General features: G+C 55.6%; 15 protein-coding genes. 3 read left to right on the top strand and 12 right to left on the bottom strand.

The annotated features are described in order from the left end of the window. The 8 genes from rffA to trxA form a co-directional block, all read right to left on the bottom strand. Nucleotides 1–1131: a dTDP-4-amino-4,6-dideoxygalactose transaminase gene (rffA, locus tag IM267_RS00320; RefSeq protein ID WP_193032446.1), complete on the bottom strand. Its 1131-nt coding sequence runs from the start codon at nucleotides 1129–1131 to the stop codon at nucleotides 1–3. A 4-nt stretch (nucleotides 1132–1135) separates the two neighbouring features. Continuing rightward, entirely contained in the window at nucleotides 1136–1813 is a 678-nt protein-coding gene (rffC, locus tag IM267_RS00315) for a dTDP-4-amino-4,6-dideoxy-D-galactose acyltransferase (protein ID WP_193032445.1), read from the bottom strand. Further along, nucleotides 1810–3072 carry a UDP-N-acetyl-D-mannosamine dehydrogenase gene (gene wecC / locus IM267_RS00310; protein WP_063868819.1) on the bottom strand — a complete coding sequence of 421 codons (1263 nt, stop codon included), beginning with the start codon at nucleotides 3070–3072 and terminating at the stop codon, nucleotides 1810–1812. Before wecC ends, rffC begins: the two co-directional genes overlap by 4 nt. Continuing rightward, nucleotides 3069–4199, bottom strand: coding sequence for a non-hydrolyzing UDP-N-acetylglucosamine 2-epimerase (gene wecB, locus IM267_RS00305; RefSeq protein WP_063452158.1), 1131 nt, complete (start codon nucleotides 4197–4199; stop codon nucleotides 3069–3071). The genes wecC and wecB overlap by 4 nt, the downstream gene beginning before the upstream one ends. A gap of 56 nt (nucleotides 4200–4255) precedes the next feature. Then, nucleotides 4256–5302 carry an ECA polysaccharide chain length modulation protein gene (gene wzzE / locus IM267_RS00300; protein ID WP_063868815.1) on the bottom strand — a complete coding sequence of 349 codons (1047 nt, stop codon included), beginning with the start codon at nucleotides 5300–5302 and terminating at the stop codon, nucleotides 4256–4258. A gap of 13 nt (nucleotides 5303–5315) precedes the next feature. Beyond that, a complete protein-coding gene (gene wecA, locus IM267_RS00295; RefSeq protein ID WP_001050933.1) occupies nucleotides 5316–6419 on the bottom strand; it encodes a UDP-N-acetylglucosamine--undecaprenyl-phosphate N-acetylglucosaminephosphotransferase in 1104 nt (367 codons plus the stop codon). A gap of 242 nt (nucleotides 6420–6661) precedes the next feature. Further along, nucleotides 6662–7921 carry a transcription termination factor Rho gene (gene rho / locus IM267_RS00290; protein WP_001054528.1) on the bottom strand — a complete coding sequence of 420 codons (1260 nt, stop codon included), beginning with the start codon at nucleotides 7919–7921 and terminating at the stop codon, nucleotides 6662–6664. A 341-nt stretch (nucleotides 7922–8262) separates the two neighbouring features. Next, nucleotides 8263–8592 (bottom strand): thioredoxin TrxA, encoded by a 330-nt coding sequence (gene trxA, locus IM267_RS00285; RefSeq protein ID WP_006812392.1) that lies wholly within the window; start codon nucleotides 8590–8592, stop codon nucleotides 8263–8265. Between the two features lie 144 nt (nucleotides 8593–8736). Here trxA and rhlB point away from each other — a divergent pair, with 144 nt between their 5' ends. Both rhlB and gppA read left to right on the top strand, forming a co-directional pair. Continuing rightward, nucleotides 8737–10005: an ATP-dependent RNA helicase RhlB gene (gene rhlB / locus IM267_RS00280; protein WP_063452156.1), complete on the top strand. Its 1269-nt coding sequence runs from the start codon at nucleotides 8737–8739 to the stop codon at nucleotides 10003–10005. A gap of 6 nt (nucleotides 10006–10011) precedes the next feature. Continuing rightward, nucleotides 10012–11496, top strand: coding sequence for a guanosine-5'-triphosphate,3'-diphosphate diphosphatase (gppA, locus tag IM267_RS00275; RefSeq protein WP_193032444.1), 1485 nt, complete (start codon nucleotides 10012–10014; stop codon nucleotides 11494–11496). Nucleotides 11497–11547: 51 nt separating this feature from the next. Here the strand turns inward: gppA and rep are convergent, their stop codons facing one another. Continuing rightward, nucleotides 11548–13572: a DNA helicase Rep gene (gene rep, locus IM267_RS00270; RefSeq protein WP_063868811.1), complete on the bottom strand. Its 2025-nt coding sequence runs from the start codon at nucleotides 13570–13572 to the stop codon at nucleotides 11548–11550. Between the two features lie 85 nt (nucleotides 13573–13657). Between rep and ppiC the strand changes: the two genes are divergently transcribed. Beyond that, entirely contained in the window at nucleotides 13658–13939 is a 282-nt protein-coding gene (gene ppiC / locus IM267_RS00265; protein ID WP_032950619.1) for a peptidylprolyl isomerase PpiC, read from the top strand. Between the two features lie 54 nt (nucleotides 13940–13993). Here the strand turns inward: ppiC and cysE are convergent, their stop codons facing one another. The 3 genes from cysE to secB form a co-directional block, all read right to left on the bottom strand. Beyond that, on the bottom strand, nucleotides 13994–14815 hold the full coding sequence (gene cysE / locus IM267_RS00260; protein WP_008502718.1) for a serine O-acetyltransferase: 822 nt from the start codon (nucleotides 14813–14815) through the stop codon (nucleotides 13994–13996). A 75-nt stretch (nucleotides 14816–14890) separates the two neighbouring features. Further along, nucleotides 14891–15910, bottom strand: a complete 1020-nt coding sequence (gpsA, locus tag IM267_RS00255) for an NAD(P)H-dependent glycerol-3-phosphate dehydrogenase (protein WP_006812398.1) — start codon at nucleotides 15908–15910, stop codon at nucleotides 14891–14893. Then, on the bottom strand, nucleotides 15910–16377 hold the full coding sequence (secB, locus tag IM267_RS00250) for a protein-export chaperone SecB (RefSeq protein ID WP_003860835.1): 468 nt from the start codon (nucleotides 16375–16377) through the stop codon (nucleotides 15910–15912). The genes gpsA and secB overlap by 1 nt, the downstream gene beginning before the upstream one ends. Between the last annotated feature and the right edge of the window lie 4 nt (nucleotides 16378–16381).

Here is a 16381-nt window from a genome sequence, read left to right as displayed (position 1 = left end):
TCAGGCGAAATAACTCAGAAGCGAATTGATCACCGTACGCTGGTTCACCGGCGCGAGGTTGTAGAACAGGGGCAGACGAAGCAGACGTTCGCTCTCTTTGGTGGTGTAGCGGTCTTCACCGGCAAACGCGCCGAAGGCTTCTCCCGCCGGGCTGGAGTGCAGCGGAATGTAATGGAATACCGCCATAATTTCCGCTTCTTTCAGCCAGGCAATCAGCTTGCTGCGATCGTCGTTATCGCGCAGCTTGATGTAGAACATGTGGGCGTTGTGGACGCAGTCGACCGGTACGGTCGGCAGCTCAATACGCCCTGCCTTAGCCAGCGGCGCCAGCGCGTCGTAGTAGGTTTGCCACAGGGAGAGGCGGTGCAGATTGATTCGCTCTGCCGCTTCCAGCTGCGCCCAGAGGTATGCGGCCTGCAAGTCCGCCATCAGGTAGCTTGAGCCGATATCACGCCAGGTGTACTTATCCACCTGGCCGCGGAAGAACTGGCTGCGGTTGGTCCCTTTCTCACGGATCACTTCCGCACGCTCTACCAGAGCGCGATCGTTAATCAGCGTCGCGCCGCCCTCACCGCCTGCGGTGTAGTTTTTGGTTTCGTGGAAGCTAAAACAGCCGATATGACCGATGGTGCCCAGCGCGCGTCCTTTGTAGGTGGACATCACGCCCTGCGCGGCGTCTTCCACCACGAACAGGTTATGCTTTTTGGCGATGGCCATGATGGTGTCCATTTCGCAGGCCACGCCCGCATAATGCACCGGCACGATCGCCCGCGTTTTGTCGGTGATCGCCGCTTCAATCAACGTTTCGTCAATGTTCATGGTATCCGGGCGGATATCCACAAACACGATTTTCGCCCCGCGCAGGACAAAGGCGTTCGCCGTGGAGACGAAGGTGTAGCTCGGCATGATCACTTCATCGCCGGGCTGGATATCCAGCAGCAGCGCCGCCATCTCGAGCGATGCGGTACAGGACGGCGTCAGCAGAACCTTGGCACTGTGGAAACGTTGCTCCATCCACTGCTGGCAGCGACGGGTGAACCCGCCGTCGCCACAGAGCTTGCCGCTGCCCATAGCAGACTGCATATAATCAAGTTCAGTGCCCACGACCGGAGGCGCGTTAAATGGAATCATCTTGTCACCTGTATAACCAGTAGGCGGTGGCGTCGATGCTGGCACCACTCGCAATATAACGTTTAAGCGCAGCGGTGTTGCCCATCTGGGTCGCGACCCGCAGCGTTGATACTCGCTGTTGCTCCGCCCAGTGCAGCGCCGCCTGCATGAGTTTTTCGCCCATGCCGCGTCCGGCTAATAAACCGATGCGCGCCTCGTGCTCGTTGAGCCTGCGAAGCGAAACAAAACCTTCAATCGGACCTTCCGCCGCACGAAACACCAGACAGACGTGGTCAAACGTGCCCTTTACCGCATTCTCAATCCACTGGGCATAAAAACGGCCGCTGTCATCGGGCGCATACCAGGGCGCCCGGAAACGGCTCTGAGCGAATGCCAGCGCCGCCATGTTGCGCAGCGCGGGAATATCCTGCTCTGATGCAATTTCCGCGCCCGGTGAGTCGTGGCGGGCCACGGTAATAGAGAGATCAACCTCACCCTCAACCAGCCGGAATCCGTGCTGCTGGAGCGCGTCCAGCATATCGGCCCGGTCTGCCGGGATCTTAGCCTGCACGCGCGGCCAGGCGCCGAAGTCGGCTTCCCGCAACGCAGGGGCATTTTCGCGCAAGCGCACTATCGCTGAGGCACGCGCAAAGAATGTGCTTTCCCACTCAAGGGGTTCCAGCACGCCGTTGAGGATACTCAACGCCACACGCCTTTAGTATCAACAACATACTGCTGACGTACGGCATCACCGGAGACCGCTTTAAACGCATTGTGATCCACCAGCAGTACCAGCACATCCGCCGTCGCCAGCGCGTCATCCAGTGCGGTAAGGGTGCAGTGACCGGCAAGCTTTGCCGGCAACGCATGAATATTCGGCTCAACCACCAGCGTTTCACCGCTGTGCCAGTCAGCGATCATCCCGGCAATTTCCATCGCCGGGCTTTCGCGCAGATCGTCAATATTCGGTTTGAACGCCAGACCAAAGCAGGCGATTTTCAGCTCGCTGGCGCGTTTGCCGCTGTCGGCCAGGCAATCCGCGACCGTGGCTTTCACCTGGTTGATCACCCAGTGCGGTTTGTGGTCATTCACTTCGCGCGCGGTGCGAATCAGGCGTGCCTGTTGCGGGTTTTGCGCCACGATAAACCACGGATCGACCGCGATACAGTGTCCACCCACGCCCGGCCCCGGCTGAAGAATGTTTACGCGCGGGTGACGGTTGGCAAGGCGGATCAGTTCCCAGACGTTAATTCCCTGATCGGCGCAAATCAACGACAGTTCATTCGCAAACGCGATGTTGACGTCGCGGAAGCTGTTTTCGGTCAGCTTGCACATTTCGGCGGTGCGGGAGTTGGTCACCACGCATTCGCCTTCAAGGAAAATCTTATATAACTCGCTGGCGCGCGCGGAGCAGACCGGGGTCATGCCGCCAATCACGCGGTCATTTTTAATCAGCTCAACCATTACCTGGCCCGGCAGCACGCGCTCAGGGCAGTAGGCGATATTGATATCAGCCTGGTCGCCCGCCTGCTGCGGGAAGCTGAGATCGGGGCGCGCCTCGGCCAGCCACTGGGCCATCTGCTCGGTGGCCCCAACAGGTGAAGTGGACTCAAGGATAACCAGCGCCCCTTTCTTCAGCACCGGCGCAATGGATTTTGCCGCCGCCTCGACGTAAACCATGTCAGGCTCATGATCGCCTTTAAAAGGGGTTGGTACCGCAATCAGGTACGCGTCGGCTTCTACCGGCGTCGTGCTGGCGCGCAGGAAGCCGCCGTCCACCGCTTTTTTCACCACGCGATCGAGGTCAGGCTCCACGATATGAATTTCGCCACGGTTGATGGTTTCCACCGCGTGCGCGTTGATATCTACGCCAACAACCTGCTTTTGACGAGAGGCAAAGGCCGCCGCAGTAGGCAGTCCGATATAGCCAAGACCAACAACAGAGATGGTAGTAAAACTCATAGCGTTACCCGATTGTGTTTAAGTGCGTGCAAAATACGGCCACAAGCCTGCCCGTCCCCGTACGGGTTATGGGCGCGGCTCATCGCCTGATACTCTTCATCGTCATGCAGTAAGCGCGTGACCTCTTCGACAATACGACGCGGATCCGTTCCGACCAGACGGACGGTCCCGGCAGTTACCGCTTCCGGACGTTCGGTGGTTTCGCGCATCACCAGTACCGGCTTGCCAAGAGAAGGCGCTTCTTCCTGAATGCCGCCAGAATCGGTCAGGATCAGCCAGGCGTGGTTCATCAGCCAGACAAACGGCATATAGTCCTGCGGCTCAATCAGGAGCACGTTTTCCACGTGGCCGAGGATACGGTTGACCGGTTCGCTGACGTTAGGGTTAAGGTGTACCGGATAGACAATCTGCACATCCTCGTTCTGCGCGGCAATTTCAGCCAGCGCGTGGCAGATTTGCTCAAAACCACGGCCAAAACTTTCGCGACGGTGGCCCGTCACCAGGATCGTTTTCTTGCCGTTATTCAGGAACGGATAACGCGCAGCGAGTTCTGCCTGAAGTTCGCCGTTAGCCAGCACGCGGTCGCGCACCCAAATCAGCGCATCAATAACCGTATTGCCGGTGACGAAAACTTTGCTGTCGCTGATATTTTCTCGCAGCAGGTTCTGACGTGAGTTCTCGGTAGGCGCAAAATGGTACATCGCCAGGTGGCCGGTGAGGGTACGGTTGGCCTCTTCCGGCCAGGGAGAATAGAGATTGCCGGTACGCAGCCCCGCTTCGACATGGCCCACAGGGATACGCTGATAGAACGCGGCCAGGCTGGTCGCCACGGTGGTGGTGGTGTCGCCATGCACCAGCACCACATCAGGCCTGAACGACTCCAGGATAGGCTTTAACTCTTGCAGAATACGGCAGGTAATTTCCGTCAATCCCTGTCCCGGTTTCATTATATTGAGATCGTAATCCGGGACGATAGAAAAGAGGGTTAAGACCTGATCGAGCATCTCACGGTGCTGGGCAGTTACGCACACTTTCGCTTCAATGTCAGGATCTCTGGCCAGCGCATGAACCAGAGGTGCCATCTTGATGGCCTCCGGCCTGGTGCCAAATACGGTTAGTACTTTCACATCGATTCTCTTCGATTAGACGATGAAGGCCGCAGCCTTCATCGTAGACGGCGTTCTTAGTTTGTGCGGCGACGCAATAACGCTACGCCAGCGCCAGTCAGTGCGCCCACAATCCCCCACATGATCATCAGGAAGGCGCGACGCGGACTATCGCGTTTTACAGGCTCTTCAGGCGTTCTCAAATAACGATAGGTCTGAAAACGCGGGTCCAGCGTTGGACCGACGTTGAGCGTATTGAGCATGGCGCGGTTTTGGTCGTAATCAAGGTCAAAGTCAGGGCCAACCGCCTGGATATTTTCCAGACGTGCCTGAAGCATTGGGCGACCCAGGAGGAACATTTCTGAATCCGGGAGTTCGTCAGCCGGAACATCCGTTTCGCTACGGGAAATATTGTGCTGTTCAGCAATCTTCAGCGCCTGCTCAATATTATGCACGCGTCGCGCGAAGATGGCCTTTGCGACCTCTTCCTGACGTTTTACCTGCGCCTTCATCTGGATTGTACGTGCCGCCCAGGCGCCTTTCAGCTCGTCATTCAGATGGCTTGCTGCGCGCTGGCTGGCAAAAGCAACGTACTGACGCAGCAGGTTATTGGCGTCCGGCGCCGTTTCCGCAATCAGCTTCACGCTGTCGCTAACATTACGGAGCATATCGCCAGGCATAAACTGAATGTTATTAATTAAATCATCCAGCAGCGCGGCATCCGCTTTGCTGTTCCCGACCATGCGCTGCTTGTAGTAGTCCGTCTGGGACCAGAAATCGCGACGCGTATCCCACGACGCCAGCTGCATCACAAACTCTTTGTAGGATTCATCCATCACCGAGGCCTGATCCGGGGTCGCCAGATTGGCCTTGATATCAAGATTACGCAGGAATTGCTGCTGGGAGTAGTAGCCTCCAAGCATATTCACCGTTGGTCGGTCTGTAATTGCCGTGGCGCTCCACTCTTGTTTTGCAAAGAAGGTGTAGGCAAGCGCTAACAGTGCGAACCCCAATGCAATACCCACAATCCACAGTTTGCCTTGCCATAACACTCGAAACAAACCACGAATATCCAGCTCGTTCTCAGTGCCCACTGATTTCGCTCCCGCCAACGGTTGAGTCATCATAGTCCCGGTTTTACTTAGTTAATGTTGTGTTTTTGCCACTGTTCCGACGCATCCTGCGTTTTAAACGTTTAATAAAACGCGCGACTTTCCATGCACGCTTAATGCAGTAACCGTACATGAAAAATGCTAGCAAGAATAATACCAACATTACCCATTCAGGAATGAAATGTGCGTATTCCGCGGCAACGCCAATCGCAGCCAGAATAGCAGCCGCAAGCGTAATCAGCACAAATGCCTGACGAGACGTGAAGCCAGCACGCATAATCAGATGATGAATATGCTGGCGATCGGGAGAGAACGGGCTCATCCCTTTACGCAGACGGCGGTACATAATGGCGACCATGTCCATCAGCGGGATGGCGATAATCCACAGAGCCGTTACCGGACTTATCGGGTGAGTTTTGCCCTGGGTGGTCTCCAGCAGGACCCAGATCACCGTAAAGCCAATCAGGGTGCTGCCCGCATCGCCCATAAACACTTTATAACGACGCCCTAACACACCCAGGTTCAGGCAGATATAAGGCAGGATGGCGGCAATCATGGCAAAACACCACATTGACAGGCTGTACTGGCCGTCAAACCATAAAATAATGCCGATAGCGCCAAATGAAACAGAGGACAGCCCACCGAGCAGACCGTCTATGCCGTCAACCATGTTAAAGGCGTTGATGGCCGCCCAAACGGCAAACAGCGTCAGGAAGAAGCCGAATGGCCCAAGCACCAGCTCCCAGGGACCAAACACGTAGCCCAGACTTCTGAGATAGAGACCGCCCACCACCATCATAATGATGCCGATAGCCGCCTGTACCGTCGCGCGAAACTTCACGCTGATATCAAAACGATCGTCAAGGGCGCCGACCAGTACCAGCACACCGGCACACGCCAGGTAGAGTGCGGCATGGGGGATATAGTAATCCGCGATCCCGAATGTGAAACAGATGCCTGCGTATACCGAAATGCCGCCCACCAGTGGAATAAGCCCCTGATGACGTTTACGGAAGTTCGGTTTGTCCACTAACCCAATTCTTTTTGCTACCTTGCGCGCAATGAACAAAAAACAGGTTGTGAATAAAAAAATACTGATCAGCTCAGTTACTGCAGTGAGTAGATTCACAATGGATTGCTCTCAACAAATGTTAGTCCCGGAAGTATAACCATGAAGCCTCTGCCTCAGAAGGATTAAAGATGGCTTCTCACAACTCCCTTTGTATGTTTTTCAATCAATTATTTCTTTGACTGTGCAAACCTTCTTATTGTCGCACCGACAGGTCTAAATTGGGAGTGTGTGGTAATAGCGTATAGTCCATAAATAAAAAACGCCACGTAAAAACGTGGCGTTTACTGGGATTATTTACGTTACGAGCGTTTCATCATGTCGAAGAAATCGTCGTTCGTTTTGGTCATCGCCAGTTTGTTAATGAGGAATTCCATTGCGTCGATTTCGCCCATTGGATGGATGATTTTGCGCAGGATCCACATTTTCTGGAGCTCTTCCTGAGTGGTAAGCAGCTCTTCTTTACGGGTACCGGAACGGTTGTAGTCGATGGCCGGGAAGACGCGTTTCTCTGCGATCTTACGAGAAAGGTGCAGTTCCATGTTGCCTGTACCTTTAAACTCTTCGTAGATAACTTCGTCCATTTTGGAGCCGGTATCGATCAGCGCCGTCGCGATAATGGTCAGGCTACCGCCCTCTTCCACGTTACGCGCCGCACCGAAGAAACGCTTCGGACGGTGCAGGGCGTTGGCGTCCACACCACCGGTCAGTACTTTACCGGAAGCCGGCACCACGGTGTTGTAGGCACGAGCCAGACGGGTAATGGAGTCGAGCAGGATGATCACGTCTTTTTTGTGTTCAACCAGGCGTTTCGCCTTCTCGATAACCATTTCCGCAACCTGAACGTGGCGAGAAGCCGGTTCGTCGAAGGTAGACGCAACCACTTCACCTTTCACCAGACGCTGCATCTCGGTCACTTCTTCCGGACGTTCGTCAATCAGCAGCACCATCAGCACACAGTCTGGATGGTTGTAAGCAATGCTCTGCGCAATGTTTTGCAGCAGCATGGTTTTACCGGCTTTTGGCGGTGCCACAATCAGACCACGCTGACCACGACCAATTGGCGATGCCAAATCCAGCACACGAGCGGTTAAGTCTTCAGTAGACCCGTTACCACGCTCCATGCGCAGGCGAGAGTTCGCGTGCAGCGGCGTTAAGTTCTCGAACAGGATCTTATTGCGGGAGTTTTCCGGTTTGTCGTAGTTAACTTCGTTAACCTTCAACAGCGCAAAGTAGCGTTCACCCTCTTTAGGAGGACGAATCTTACCTGAAATGGTGTCACCAGTGCGGAGGTTGAAACGGCGGATTTGGCTAGGGGATACGTAGATGTCGTCAGGGCCGGCGAGGTAGGAGCTGTCTGCGGAGCGGAGGAAACCAAATCCGTCTTGCAGTATCTCCAGCACACCGTCGCCAAAGATATCTTCGCCACTCTTAGCGTGCTGCTTCAGGATGGCGAAAATGATGTCCTGCTTGCGCATACGAGCCTGGTTTTCCAGTCCCATATTTTCGCCGAGAGTGATCAGCTCAGAAACCGGCGTATTCTTTAATTCGGTAAGATTCATAATGGTGTGGGTTCTTAAACTCGGGGTGATTCTCGAACTTAATGTTGTGAATGGTATGGCAGGGTCATCCATGCCTGTTTAGCGGCCATCACCTCATGTCTGTTCGCTGTCTGGTCACAGGGAAAGAACGCAGAACTGAAACGACAAGACGGATTGAGTGACAAGCCCGGAATCTAGCAACTTCACGCACTGTTTACATTAACAACGGGAAGTATCGGGTAAAACAAGATTCAAACAACAAGATATGTTTAAAACGTAGTCATAGCTAACTTAGCACGACTAAAGCCGGGCGTCCAGAGCTCGCCATTAATTAGGCGCTCTGAACGCTCAGCTGAGAAACCTTACGCCAGATTAGCGTCCAGGAACTCTTTCAGTTGACCTTTGGACAGTGCGCCCACTTTGGTCGCCGCCACGTCACCGTTTTTGAACAGCAGCAGGGTTGGAATGCCACGGATACCGTATTTTGGCGCGGTGCCCGGGTTCTGGTCGATGTTCAGCTTGGCAACGGTCAGTTTGCCCTGATATTCGTCAGCGATTTCATCCAGAATCGGAGCGATCATTTTGCAAGGACCACACCATTCAGCCCAGAAATCAACGAGGATCAGCCCGTCAGCTTTAAGTACGTCCGTGTCAAAACTGTCGTCAGTCAGGTGAATAATTTTATCGCTCATATATAACTCCACAGGAATAAGCCTGGTACGTTGGTTTTGTCACCACCAACGACGTGTTGATGTCGCATTAACCAACTAAAGGTTGACTTTATTTCACCGGATACGCTTTCGTAAAGCAATAGTAAGCTGATATTCTACCACACTATGAGCAAAACACATTTAACAGAACAGAAGTTTTCCGACTTCGCCCTGCACCCAAAGGTGATCGAAGCCCTTGAAACTAAAGGGTTTCATAACTGCACGCCCATTCAGGCTCTCGCCCTGCCGCTGACGCTGGCCGGTCGCGACGTTGCAGGGCAGGCGCAAACCGGTACTGGCAAAACGATGGCGTTTTTAACGTCAACGTTTCATTATTTACTTTCTCACCCAGCGATTGCAGACCGCAAAGTTAACCAGCCGCGCGCGCTAATTATGGCCCCGACGCGAGAACTGGCGGTACAGATCCACGCAGACGCTGAGCCACTGGCGCAAGCCACCGGCCTGAAGCTTGGCCTGGCCTATGGCGGCGACGGCTACGATAAACAGCTGAAAGTGCTGGAAAGCGGCGTGGATATCCTGATTGGAACCACTGGCCGTCTTATCGACTACGCCAAACAGAACCATATCAACCTCGGCGCAATCCAGGTTGTCGTGCTTGATGAAGCAGACCGCATGTACGATCTGGGCTTCATTAAAGATATCCGCTGGCTGTTCCGTCGTATGCCTGCCGCAAACCAGCGTCTGAACATGCTGTTCTCCGCAACCCTGTCATACCGCGTGCGTGAACTCGCCTTCGAGCAGATGAACAACGCCGAGTATGTGGAAGTGGAACCGGAGCAGAAAACCGGGCACCGCATTAAAGAAGAGCTCTTCTATCCCTCTAATGAAGAGAAAATGCGCCTGCTGCAAACGCTGATCGAAGAAGAGTGGCCGGATCGCGCGATCATCTTCGCGAACACCAAACATCGCTGTGAAGATATCTGGGGCCACCTGGCGGCAGATGGTCACCGCGTAGGTCTCCTGACCGGCGACGTGGCGCAGAAAAAACGCCTGCGCATTCTGGACGAGTTTACCCGTGGCGATCTCGATATTCTGGTCGCGACCGACGTGGCGGCCCGTGGCCTGCACATTCCAGCCGTGACGCACGTCTTTAACTACGATCTGCCAGATGACTGTGAAGACTATGTACACCGTATCGGTCGTACTGGTCGTGCCGGCGCAAGCGGCCACTCCATCAGCCTGGCGTGTGAAGAGTATGCGCTGAATCTTCCGGCCATTGAGACCTACATCGGTCACTCTATTCCACAGAGCAAATACAATCCGGACGCGCTGTTAAGCGAACTGCCGCCGCCTAAGCGCCTTACCCGCCCACGCCCCGGCAATGGTCCGCGTCGTTCCGGCGGCGCACCGCGTAACCGTCGTCGTTCAGGTTAAGAAAATATGCTCAGCTCCACCTCGCTTTATGCGGCAATAGACCTCGGCTCCAACAGTTTTCATATGCTGGTTGTGCGCGAGGTGGCGGGAAGCATACAAACGCTGACGCGCATTAAGCGCAAGGTCCGCCTCGCGGCGGGCCTGAGCAGCGACAACCACCTCTCCCCTGAAGCCATGGAACGTGGCTGGCAGTGCCTGCGTCTGTTTGCAGAACGTTTGCAGGATATCCCGCTCAGTCAAATCCGCGTTGTTGCCACGGCGACCCTTCGTCTGGCGGTTAACGCTGGTGATTTTATTGCCAAAGCGCAGGAAATTCTGGGCTGTCCGGTGCAGGTCATCAGCGGTGAAGAAGAAGCGCGTCTGATTTATCAGGGCGTGGCGCACACGACCGGTGGCGACGATCGCCGTCTGGTGGTGGACATCGGTGGTGCCAGTACCGAACTGGTCACGGGCACGGGCGCACAGGCGACCTCGCTCTTTAGCCTGTCGATGGGCTGTGTGACCTGGCTGGAACGCTACTTTACCGATCGAAACCTTGCCAAAGAGAATTTCGACGAGGCGGAAAACGCGGCGCGTGAAGTGCTGCGCCCGGTCATGGATGAGTTGCGCTATCACGGCTGGAAAGTCTGCGTCGGGGCTTCCGGCACCGTTCAGGCGTTGCAGGAAATCATGATGGCGCAGGGCATGGACGAGCGGATCACCCTTGCCAAGCTCCAGCAGCTTAAACAGCGCGCCATTCAGTGTGGACGCCTGGAAGAGCTTGAAATTGAGGGGCTGACGCTCGAACGCGCGCTGGTTTTCCCAAGCGGGCTCGCCATCCTGATCGCCATTTTCACCGAGCTGAATATCCAGTGTATGACGCTGGCAGGCGGTGCGCTGCGTGAAGGTCTGGTTTACGGAATGCTGCACCAGTCGGTCGATCAGGACATCCGTAGCCGTACGCTGCGTAATGTTCAGCGACGCTTTATTGTTGATACCGACCAGGCGCAAAGAGTAAGTCAGCTGGCGTCACTTTTTGCCGATCAGGTGAAAACTAGCTGGGATATTGAACCGTTAAGCCGCGATCTGTTGCTAAGCGCCTGTGCGCTACATGAAATTGGTCTCAGCGTGGAGTACAAGCAGGCACCGCTGCACGCGGCCTGGCTGGTACGAAATCTCGATTTACCCGGCTATACGCCCGCACAGAAAAAGCTACTGGCCACCCTGCTGCTGAACCAGACCAACGCCGTCGATCTCTCTTCACTTCACCAGCAGAACGCCGTCCCGCCGCGCGTGGCCGAGCATCTGTGCCGTCTGTTGCGCCTGGCGATCCTGTTTGCCAGCCGCCGTCGTGATGATTTGCTGCCAGACATTACGCTGGTGGCAGACGATGAGAAACTGACGCTGACGTTGCCGAAAAACTGGCTTGAAAATCACCCGCTTGGCGCAGAACTGGTTGAGCAGGAGTTCCAGTGGCAGAGCTATGTGCACTGGGCGCTTGAGGTGAAGTGACCCTTTGAAGCGTGCCGGGCGACGGCTTCGCCTTACCCGGCCTACAAACCGTTATCCCTTCTCTTTGGCTTTTGCCAGCATCGCGCGAATGTTTGCCACGTTGGCCTGGCCTTTGTGCATGCGCTCTTCCGCGGTAATGACCTTACGTTGCTGCTCCCAGATAAGATCGTCCTGAGGCAACTCCAGCAGAAAACGGCTCGGCTCCGGGCGCACCAGCTCACCGTACTGACGGCGCTCTTTGCACAGCGTAAACGTCAGCTCCTTCTGCGCACGGGTGATCCCCACGTAGGCCAGACGGCGCTCTTCGTCGACGTTATCTTCATCAATGCTGCTCTGGTGCGGCAGTAGGCCCTCTTCCATCCCCACCAGATAGACATACGGGAACTCCAGCCCTTTGGACGCGTGAAGCGTCATCAGCTGGACCTGGTCGGCCTCTTCTTCGCTTTCGCCGCGCTCCATCATATCGCGCAGCGTGAAGCGGGTGACGACCTGCGTCAGGGTCATCGGCTCGTCTATCTCTGAACCTTCAAGCATTTCGGTCATCCAGCTGAAGAGCTGGTTAACGTTTTTCATGCGCATCTCAGCCGCTTTTGGGCTGGCGGAGGTTTCATAGAGCCAGGATTCGTAATCAATGCCGTGGATCAGATCGCGTACCGCCGCCACCGGCTCGCGCTCGGCCAGACGCTGCACTTCTCCCAGCCAGTGGGTGAAGCGGGTTAAGGCATCATAGCCGCGCCCGGTCAGGGTCTGGCTCAGCCCCATATCGAAGCTGGCGGTGAACAGGCTTTTGTTGCGGGTCATCGCCCACTCGCCCAGCTTTTGCAGCGTCGCAGAGCCAATTTCGCGTTTCGGCGTATTCACGATGCGCAGGAAAGCGCTGTCGTCATCCGGGTTGGTCAGCACGCGCAGGTAGGCCAGCAGATCCTTGATTTCCGGACGCGAAAAGAACGACGTGCCGCCGGAGATTTTGTAGGGAATGCGGTTCTGCATCAGCATCTTTTCAAAAACGCGCGACTGGTGGTTACCGCGATAGAGGATCGCGTAGTCTTTATAGTCGGTTTTGTTGACGAAGTGATGGGCAATCAGCTCACCCGTTACGCGCTCCGCTTCGTGCTCTTCATTGTTGGCGCTGAGCACTTTCAGTTCGGTACCGTAACCCAGCTCGGAGAACAGGCGCTTCTCAAAGACGTGCGGGTTATTGGCAATCAGGATGTTCGCCGCCTTCAGGATGCGTCCGGAAGAACGGTAGTTCTGCTCCAATTTGATCACCTGCAACGCCGGGAAGTCTTTGCTCAGCAGCACCAGGTTTTGCGGACGTGCGCCGCGCCAGGAGTAAATGGACTGATCGTCATCGCCAACGACGGTGAAACGCGCACGCTGTCCTACCAGCAGCTTCACCAGCTCGTACTGGCTGGTGTTGGTATCCTGATATTCATCCACCAGCAGGTAGCGGATTTTGTTCTGCCAGCGCTCGCGCACCTCTTCATTCCGCTGAAGCAGCAGCGTCGGCAGCAGGATCAGATCGTCGAAATCCAGTACGTTGCAGGCTTTCATATGCGCGTCGTACAGACCGTAGCAGTGGGCAAAGATACGATCGCGCTCGCCTTTGGCACTCGCCGCTGCCTGGGCCGGCGTCATGAGATCGTTTTTCCAGTTCGAGATCGTCGAGATCAGCTGTTGCAACAGCACTTTGTCATCTTCGATCAGCCCTTCCGTCAGCTCTTTAAGCAGCGCCACCTGGTCGGTGTCATCGAAGAGCGAAAAGTTGGACTTCATGCCCAGCGCCGCGTATTCACGCTTGATGATATCCAGGCCCAGCGTGTGGAAAGTGGAGATCATCAGCCCGCGCGCCTCTTTACGGCCCAGGGTCTGGCCGACGCGCTCTTTCATCTCACGCGCCGCTTTGTTGGTAAAGGTGACCGCCGCGATATGGCGCGCCTGGTAGCCACAACCGCGAATTAAGTGGGCAATTTTGTTGGTGATCACACGTGTTTTACCGGATCCCGCTCCCGCCAGCACCAGGCAGGGTCCGGTGACGAATTCGACAGCTTGTTGTTGTCCGGGGTTTAAACGCATAAGTGATCGCTCAATGAAAGTGGGGAGAGGAGGAAAAACGCGTGGTAGTATACCGATCGTAAACTCGTTGACTCAAGGCACGATCATGGCAAAAACAGCAGCAGCAGTGCATATCCTTGTTAAAGAAGAGAAACTGGCACAGGATCTTCTCGAACAGATTAAAAACGGCGCCGATTTCGGCAAACTGGCGAAGAAACACTCGATTTGCCCGTCAGGCAAACGCGGCGGTGACTTAGGCGAGTTCCGCCAGGGCCAGATGGTTCCGGCGTTTGATAAGGTGGTTTTCTCCTGCCCGGTGCTGGAGCCAACCGGCCCACTGCATACGCAGTTCGGCTATCACATTATCAAAGTGTTATACCGCAACTAATCAAAAGCCCGGTGCATTGACTCACCGGGCTTTTTTTATCTGGCTATTCCGCGTTTAAATGCCGTCGCCGTATTCGAAGGTGTGGTGAATACCGTTGAAGTGCTGATCCATATCCATCGACGGTTTATCGCTGTCTGGCTTACCGACGATGCGCGCCGGGACGCCAGCGGCGGTGGTATGCGGCGGTACGGGCTGGAGCACAACTGACCCCGCGCCAATCTTCGCGCCGCGTCCGACTTCAATATTGCCGAGAATTTTGGCGCCTGCGCCAATCATCACCCCTTCACGAATTTTCGGATGGCGATCGCCGCTGGTTTTACCGGTACCGCCCAGCGTAACGGATTGCAGGATCGACACATCATCTTCAATCACCGCCGTTTCACCGACAACAATGCCGGTGGCGTGATCGAGCATGATCCCGCGGCCAATTTTCGCCGCCGGGTGAATATCGACCTGGAAGGTCACAGAAACCTGGTTTTGCAGGAAGATAGCCAGCGCGCGGCGTCCCTCATTCCATAACCAGTGGCCGATGCGGTACGCCTGTAAGGCGTGAAAACCTTTGAGATACAGTAGCGGCGTGGAATATTTATCCACCGCCGGATCGCGCGTGCGTACGGCCTGAATGTCGCAGGCGGCAGAGGCGATCATTTCCGGGTCGGCGGCGTAGGCCTCTTCCACCACCTCACGAATGGCGATAGCAGGCATGATGGAGGAAGCCAGCTTATTGGCGAGCATATAGCTCAGGGCGCTGCCGAGGTTTTCGTGCTTGAGTAGCGTCGCGTGATAGAAACTGGCCAGCATAGGCTCACAGTCGGCCAAAGCGCGGGCTTCGGCTTTAATATTATTCCAGACGATATCCAGTTCTTCACACGGCATTGCTTGCTCCAGACGATAGTTAATGACCAGCCAGTTCTGCGCTGGCTGGGTCATTCAGGTGACGATACTTCCCGGCTAATTGCTGCTGCGCTCGTCCTTGCGCGCACGACCTAATAGGGTCAATGCTGCCTCGCGCGCATTTTTTCCGCAATACAATACCTGATAAATTTCCTCGGTTATTGGCATTTCGACACCGAAACGGTGCGCCAATTCGCGGACTTCTTTGGTATTGCGATAGCCTTCAACCACCTGACCAATCTTCTCCTGCGCGCTTTTTACATCGCTGCCCTGTCCGAGCATCATGCCAAAGCGGCGGTTACGCGACTGGTTGTCGGTGCAGGTCAGCACCAGGTCGCCCAGCCCAGCCATCCCCATAAAGGTGGCCGGATCGGCACCCAGCGCTTCGCCCAGGCGGGACATTTCGGTCAGACCACGGGTGATCAGCGCCGTACGCGCATTCGCGCCGAAACCGATGCCGTCAGACATCCCGGCCCCGATGGCAATGACGTTCTTCACCGCACCGCCCAGCTGTACGCCGATAAAATCAGGGTTGCTGTAGACGCGGAAGCTCTTGCCGCAGTGCAGCAGTTGCTGAAGATCGTCGGAAAATGCCTGGTCGGTGGACGCCAGCGAGATCGCCGTCGGCAGACCGGCAGCCAGCTCTTTAGCAAACGTCGGCCCGGAGATCACCGCCAGCGGGATCGCCGTTCCCAGCGCTTCGCGGGCAACGTCCTGCAACAGACGTCCGGTTTCGGCTTCCAGCCCCTTCGTCGCCCACACAATACGCGCATCCGCGCGCATCAGCGGCTTAATCTGACGCAGGACTTCGCCAAACACATGGCTCGGCACCACAATCAGAATATTGCGGCTGGCCGCCAGCGCGGTCGCGAGGTCGCTTTCCAGATAGAGAGAGTCAGGGAACGGAACGTCCGGGAGAAACGCCACGTTGCAGCGGTCGTGTTGCAACGTCGCGATATGTTTTGGATCGTGGCCCCACAGGACCACGTCGTGACCATTTCTTGCCAGCGTGATGGCAAGAGCGGTGCCGTAAGAGCCGGCACCGATCACAGTCATTGACGCATTAACAGTGCTCATCAGGCATCCTGATGTTGTTCGGCACCTTCGCCAGCCTGCTGCTGCAAATAGTTCATAAACAGCGCATCAAAGTTAACTGGCGCAAGGTTCAGTTGCGGGAATGTACCGCGAGAAACCAGGCTGGTGATGCATTCACGCGCATACGGGAACAGGATGTTCGGGCAGTATGCACCCAGGCAATGCGCCATCTGGTTGCCTTCGATGCCGCCGATGGAGAAGATACCGCCCTGCTGTACTTCGCACAGGAATGCAGTTTCTTCGCCCAGAGAGGCGGTCACGGTGACACGCAGTACGACTTCATACACGTCATCCGCCAGCTGGGTGGATGCGGTATCCAGATCAAGTTTAACCTCTGGCTGCCAGTCTTTCTGGAAAACGTGCGGCGCGTTTGGCGCTTCGAAAGAGACATCCTTGGTGTAGATGCGCTGGATCTGGAAAGTCATCTCGGTGTTGTTTTGTTCTGACATGGAA

Source organism: Enterobacter cloacae complex sp. P15RS, from assembly GCF_014895905.1.
Lineage (GTDB): Bacteria > Pseudomonadota > Gammaproteobacteria > Enterobacterales > Enterobacteriaceae > Enterobacter > Enterobacter quasihormaechei.
The sequence above is the reverse complement of the archived record's forward strand: the minus strand, read 5'-3'. Positions and strand labels throughout refer to the sequence as shown.

Excerpts from the sequence above, each read along its gene's own strand:
- rffA (WP_193032446.1), bottom strand. The coding sequence starts at position 1,131 with ATGATTCCATTTAACGCGCCTCCGGTCGTGGGCACTGAACTTGATTAT.
- wecC (WP_063868819.1), bottom strand. The coding sequence starts at position 3,072 with ATGAGTTTTACTACCATCTCTGTTGTTGGTCTTGGCTATATCGGACTG.
- wzzE (WP_063868815.1), bottom strand. The coding sequence starts at position 5,302 with ATGACTCAACCGTTGGCGGGAGCGAAATCAGTGGGCACTGAGAACGAG.
- rho (WP_001054528.1), bottom strand. The coding sequence starts at position 7,921 with ATGAATCTTACCGAATTAAAGAATACGCCGGTTTCTGAGCTGATCACT.
- trxA (WP_006812392.1), bottom strand. The coding sequence starts at position 8,592 with ATGAGCGATAAAATTATTCACCTGACTGACGACAGTTTTGACACGGAC.
- rhlB (WP_063452156.1), top strand. The coding sequence starts at position 8,737 with ATGAGCAAAACACATTTAACAGAACAGAAGTTTTCCGACTTCGCCCTG.
- gppA (WP_193032444.1), top strand. The coding sequence starts at position 10,012 with ATGCTCAGCTCCACCTCGCTTTATGCGGCAATAGACCTCGGCTCCAAC.
- rep (WP_063868811.1), bottom strand. The coding sequence starts at position 13,572 with ATGCGTTTAAACCCCGGACAACAACAAGCTGTCGAATTCGTCACCGGA.
- ppiC (WP_032950619.1), top strand. The coding sequence starts at position 13,658 with ATGGCAAAAACAGCAGCAGCAGTGCATATCCTTGTTAAAGAAGAGAAA.
- cysE (WP_008502718.1), bottom strand. The coding sequence starts at position 14,815 with ATGCCGTGTGAAGAACTGGATATCGTCTGGAATAATATTAAAGCCGAA.
- gpsA (WP_006812398.1), bottom strand. The coding sequence starts at position 15,910 with ATGAGCACTGTTAATGCGTCAATGACTGTGATCGGTGCCGGCTCTTAC.
- secB (WP_003860835.1), bottom strand. The coding sequence starts at position 16,377 with ATGTCAGAACAAAACAACACCGAGATGACTTTCCAGATCCAGCGCATC.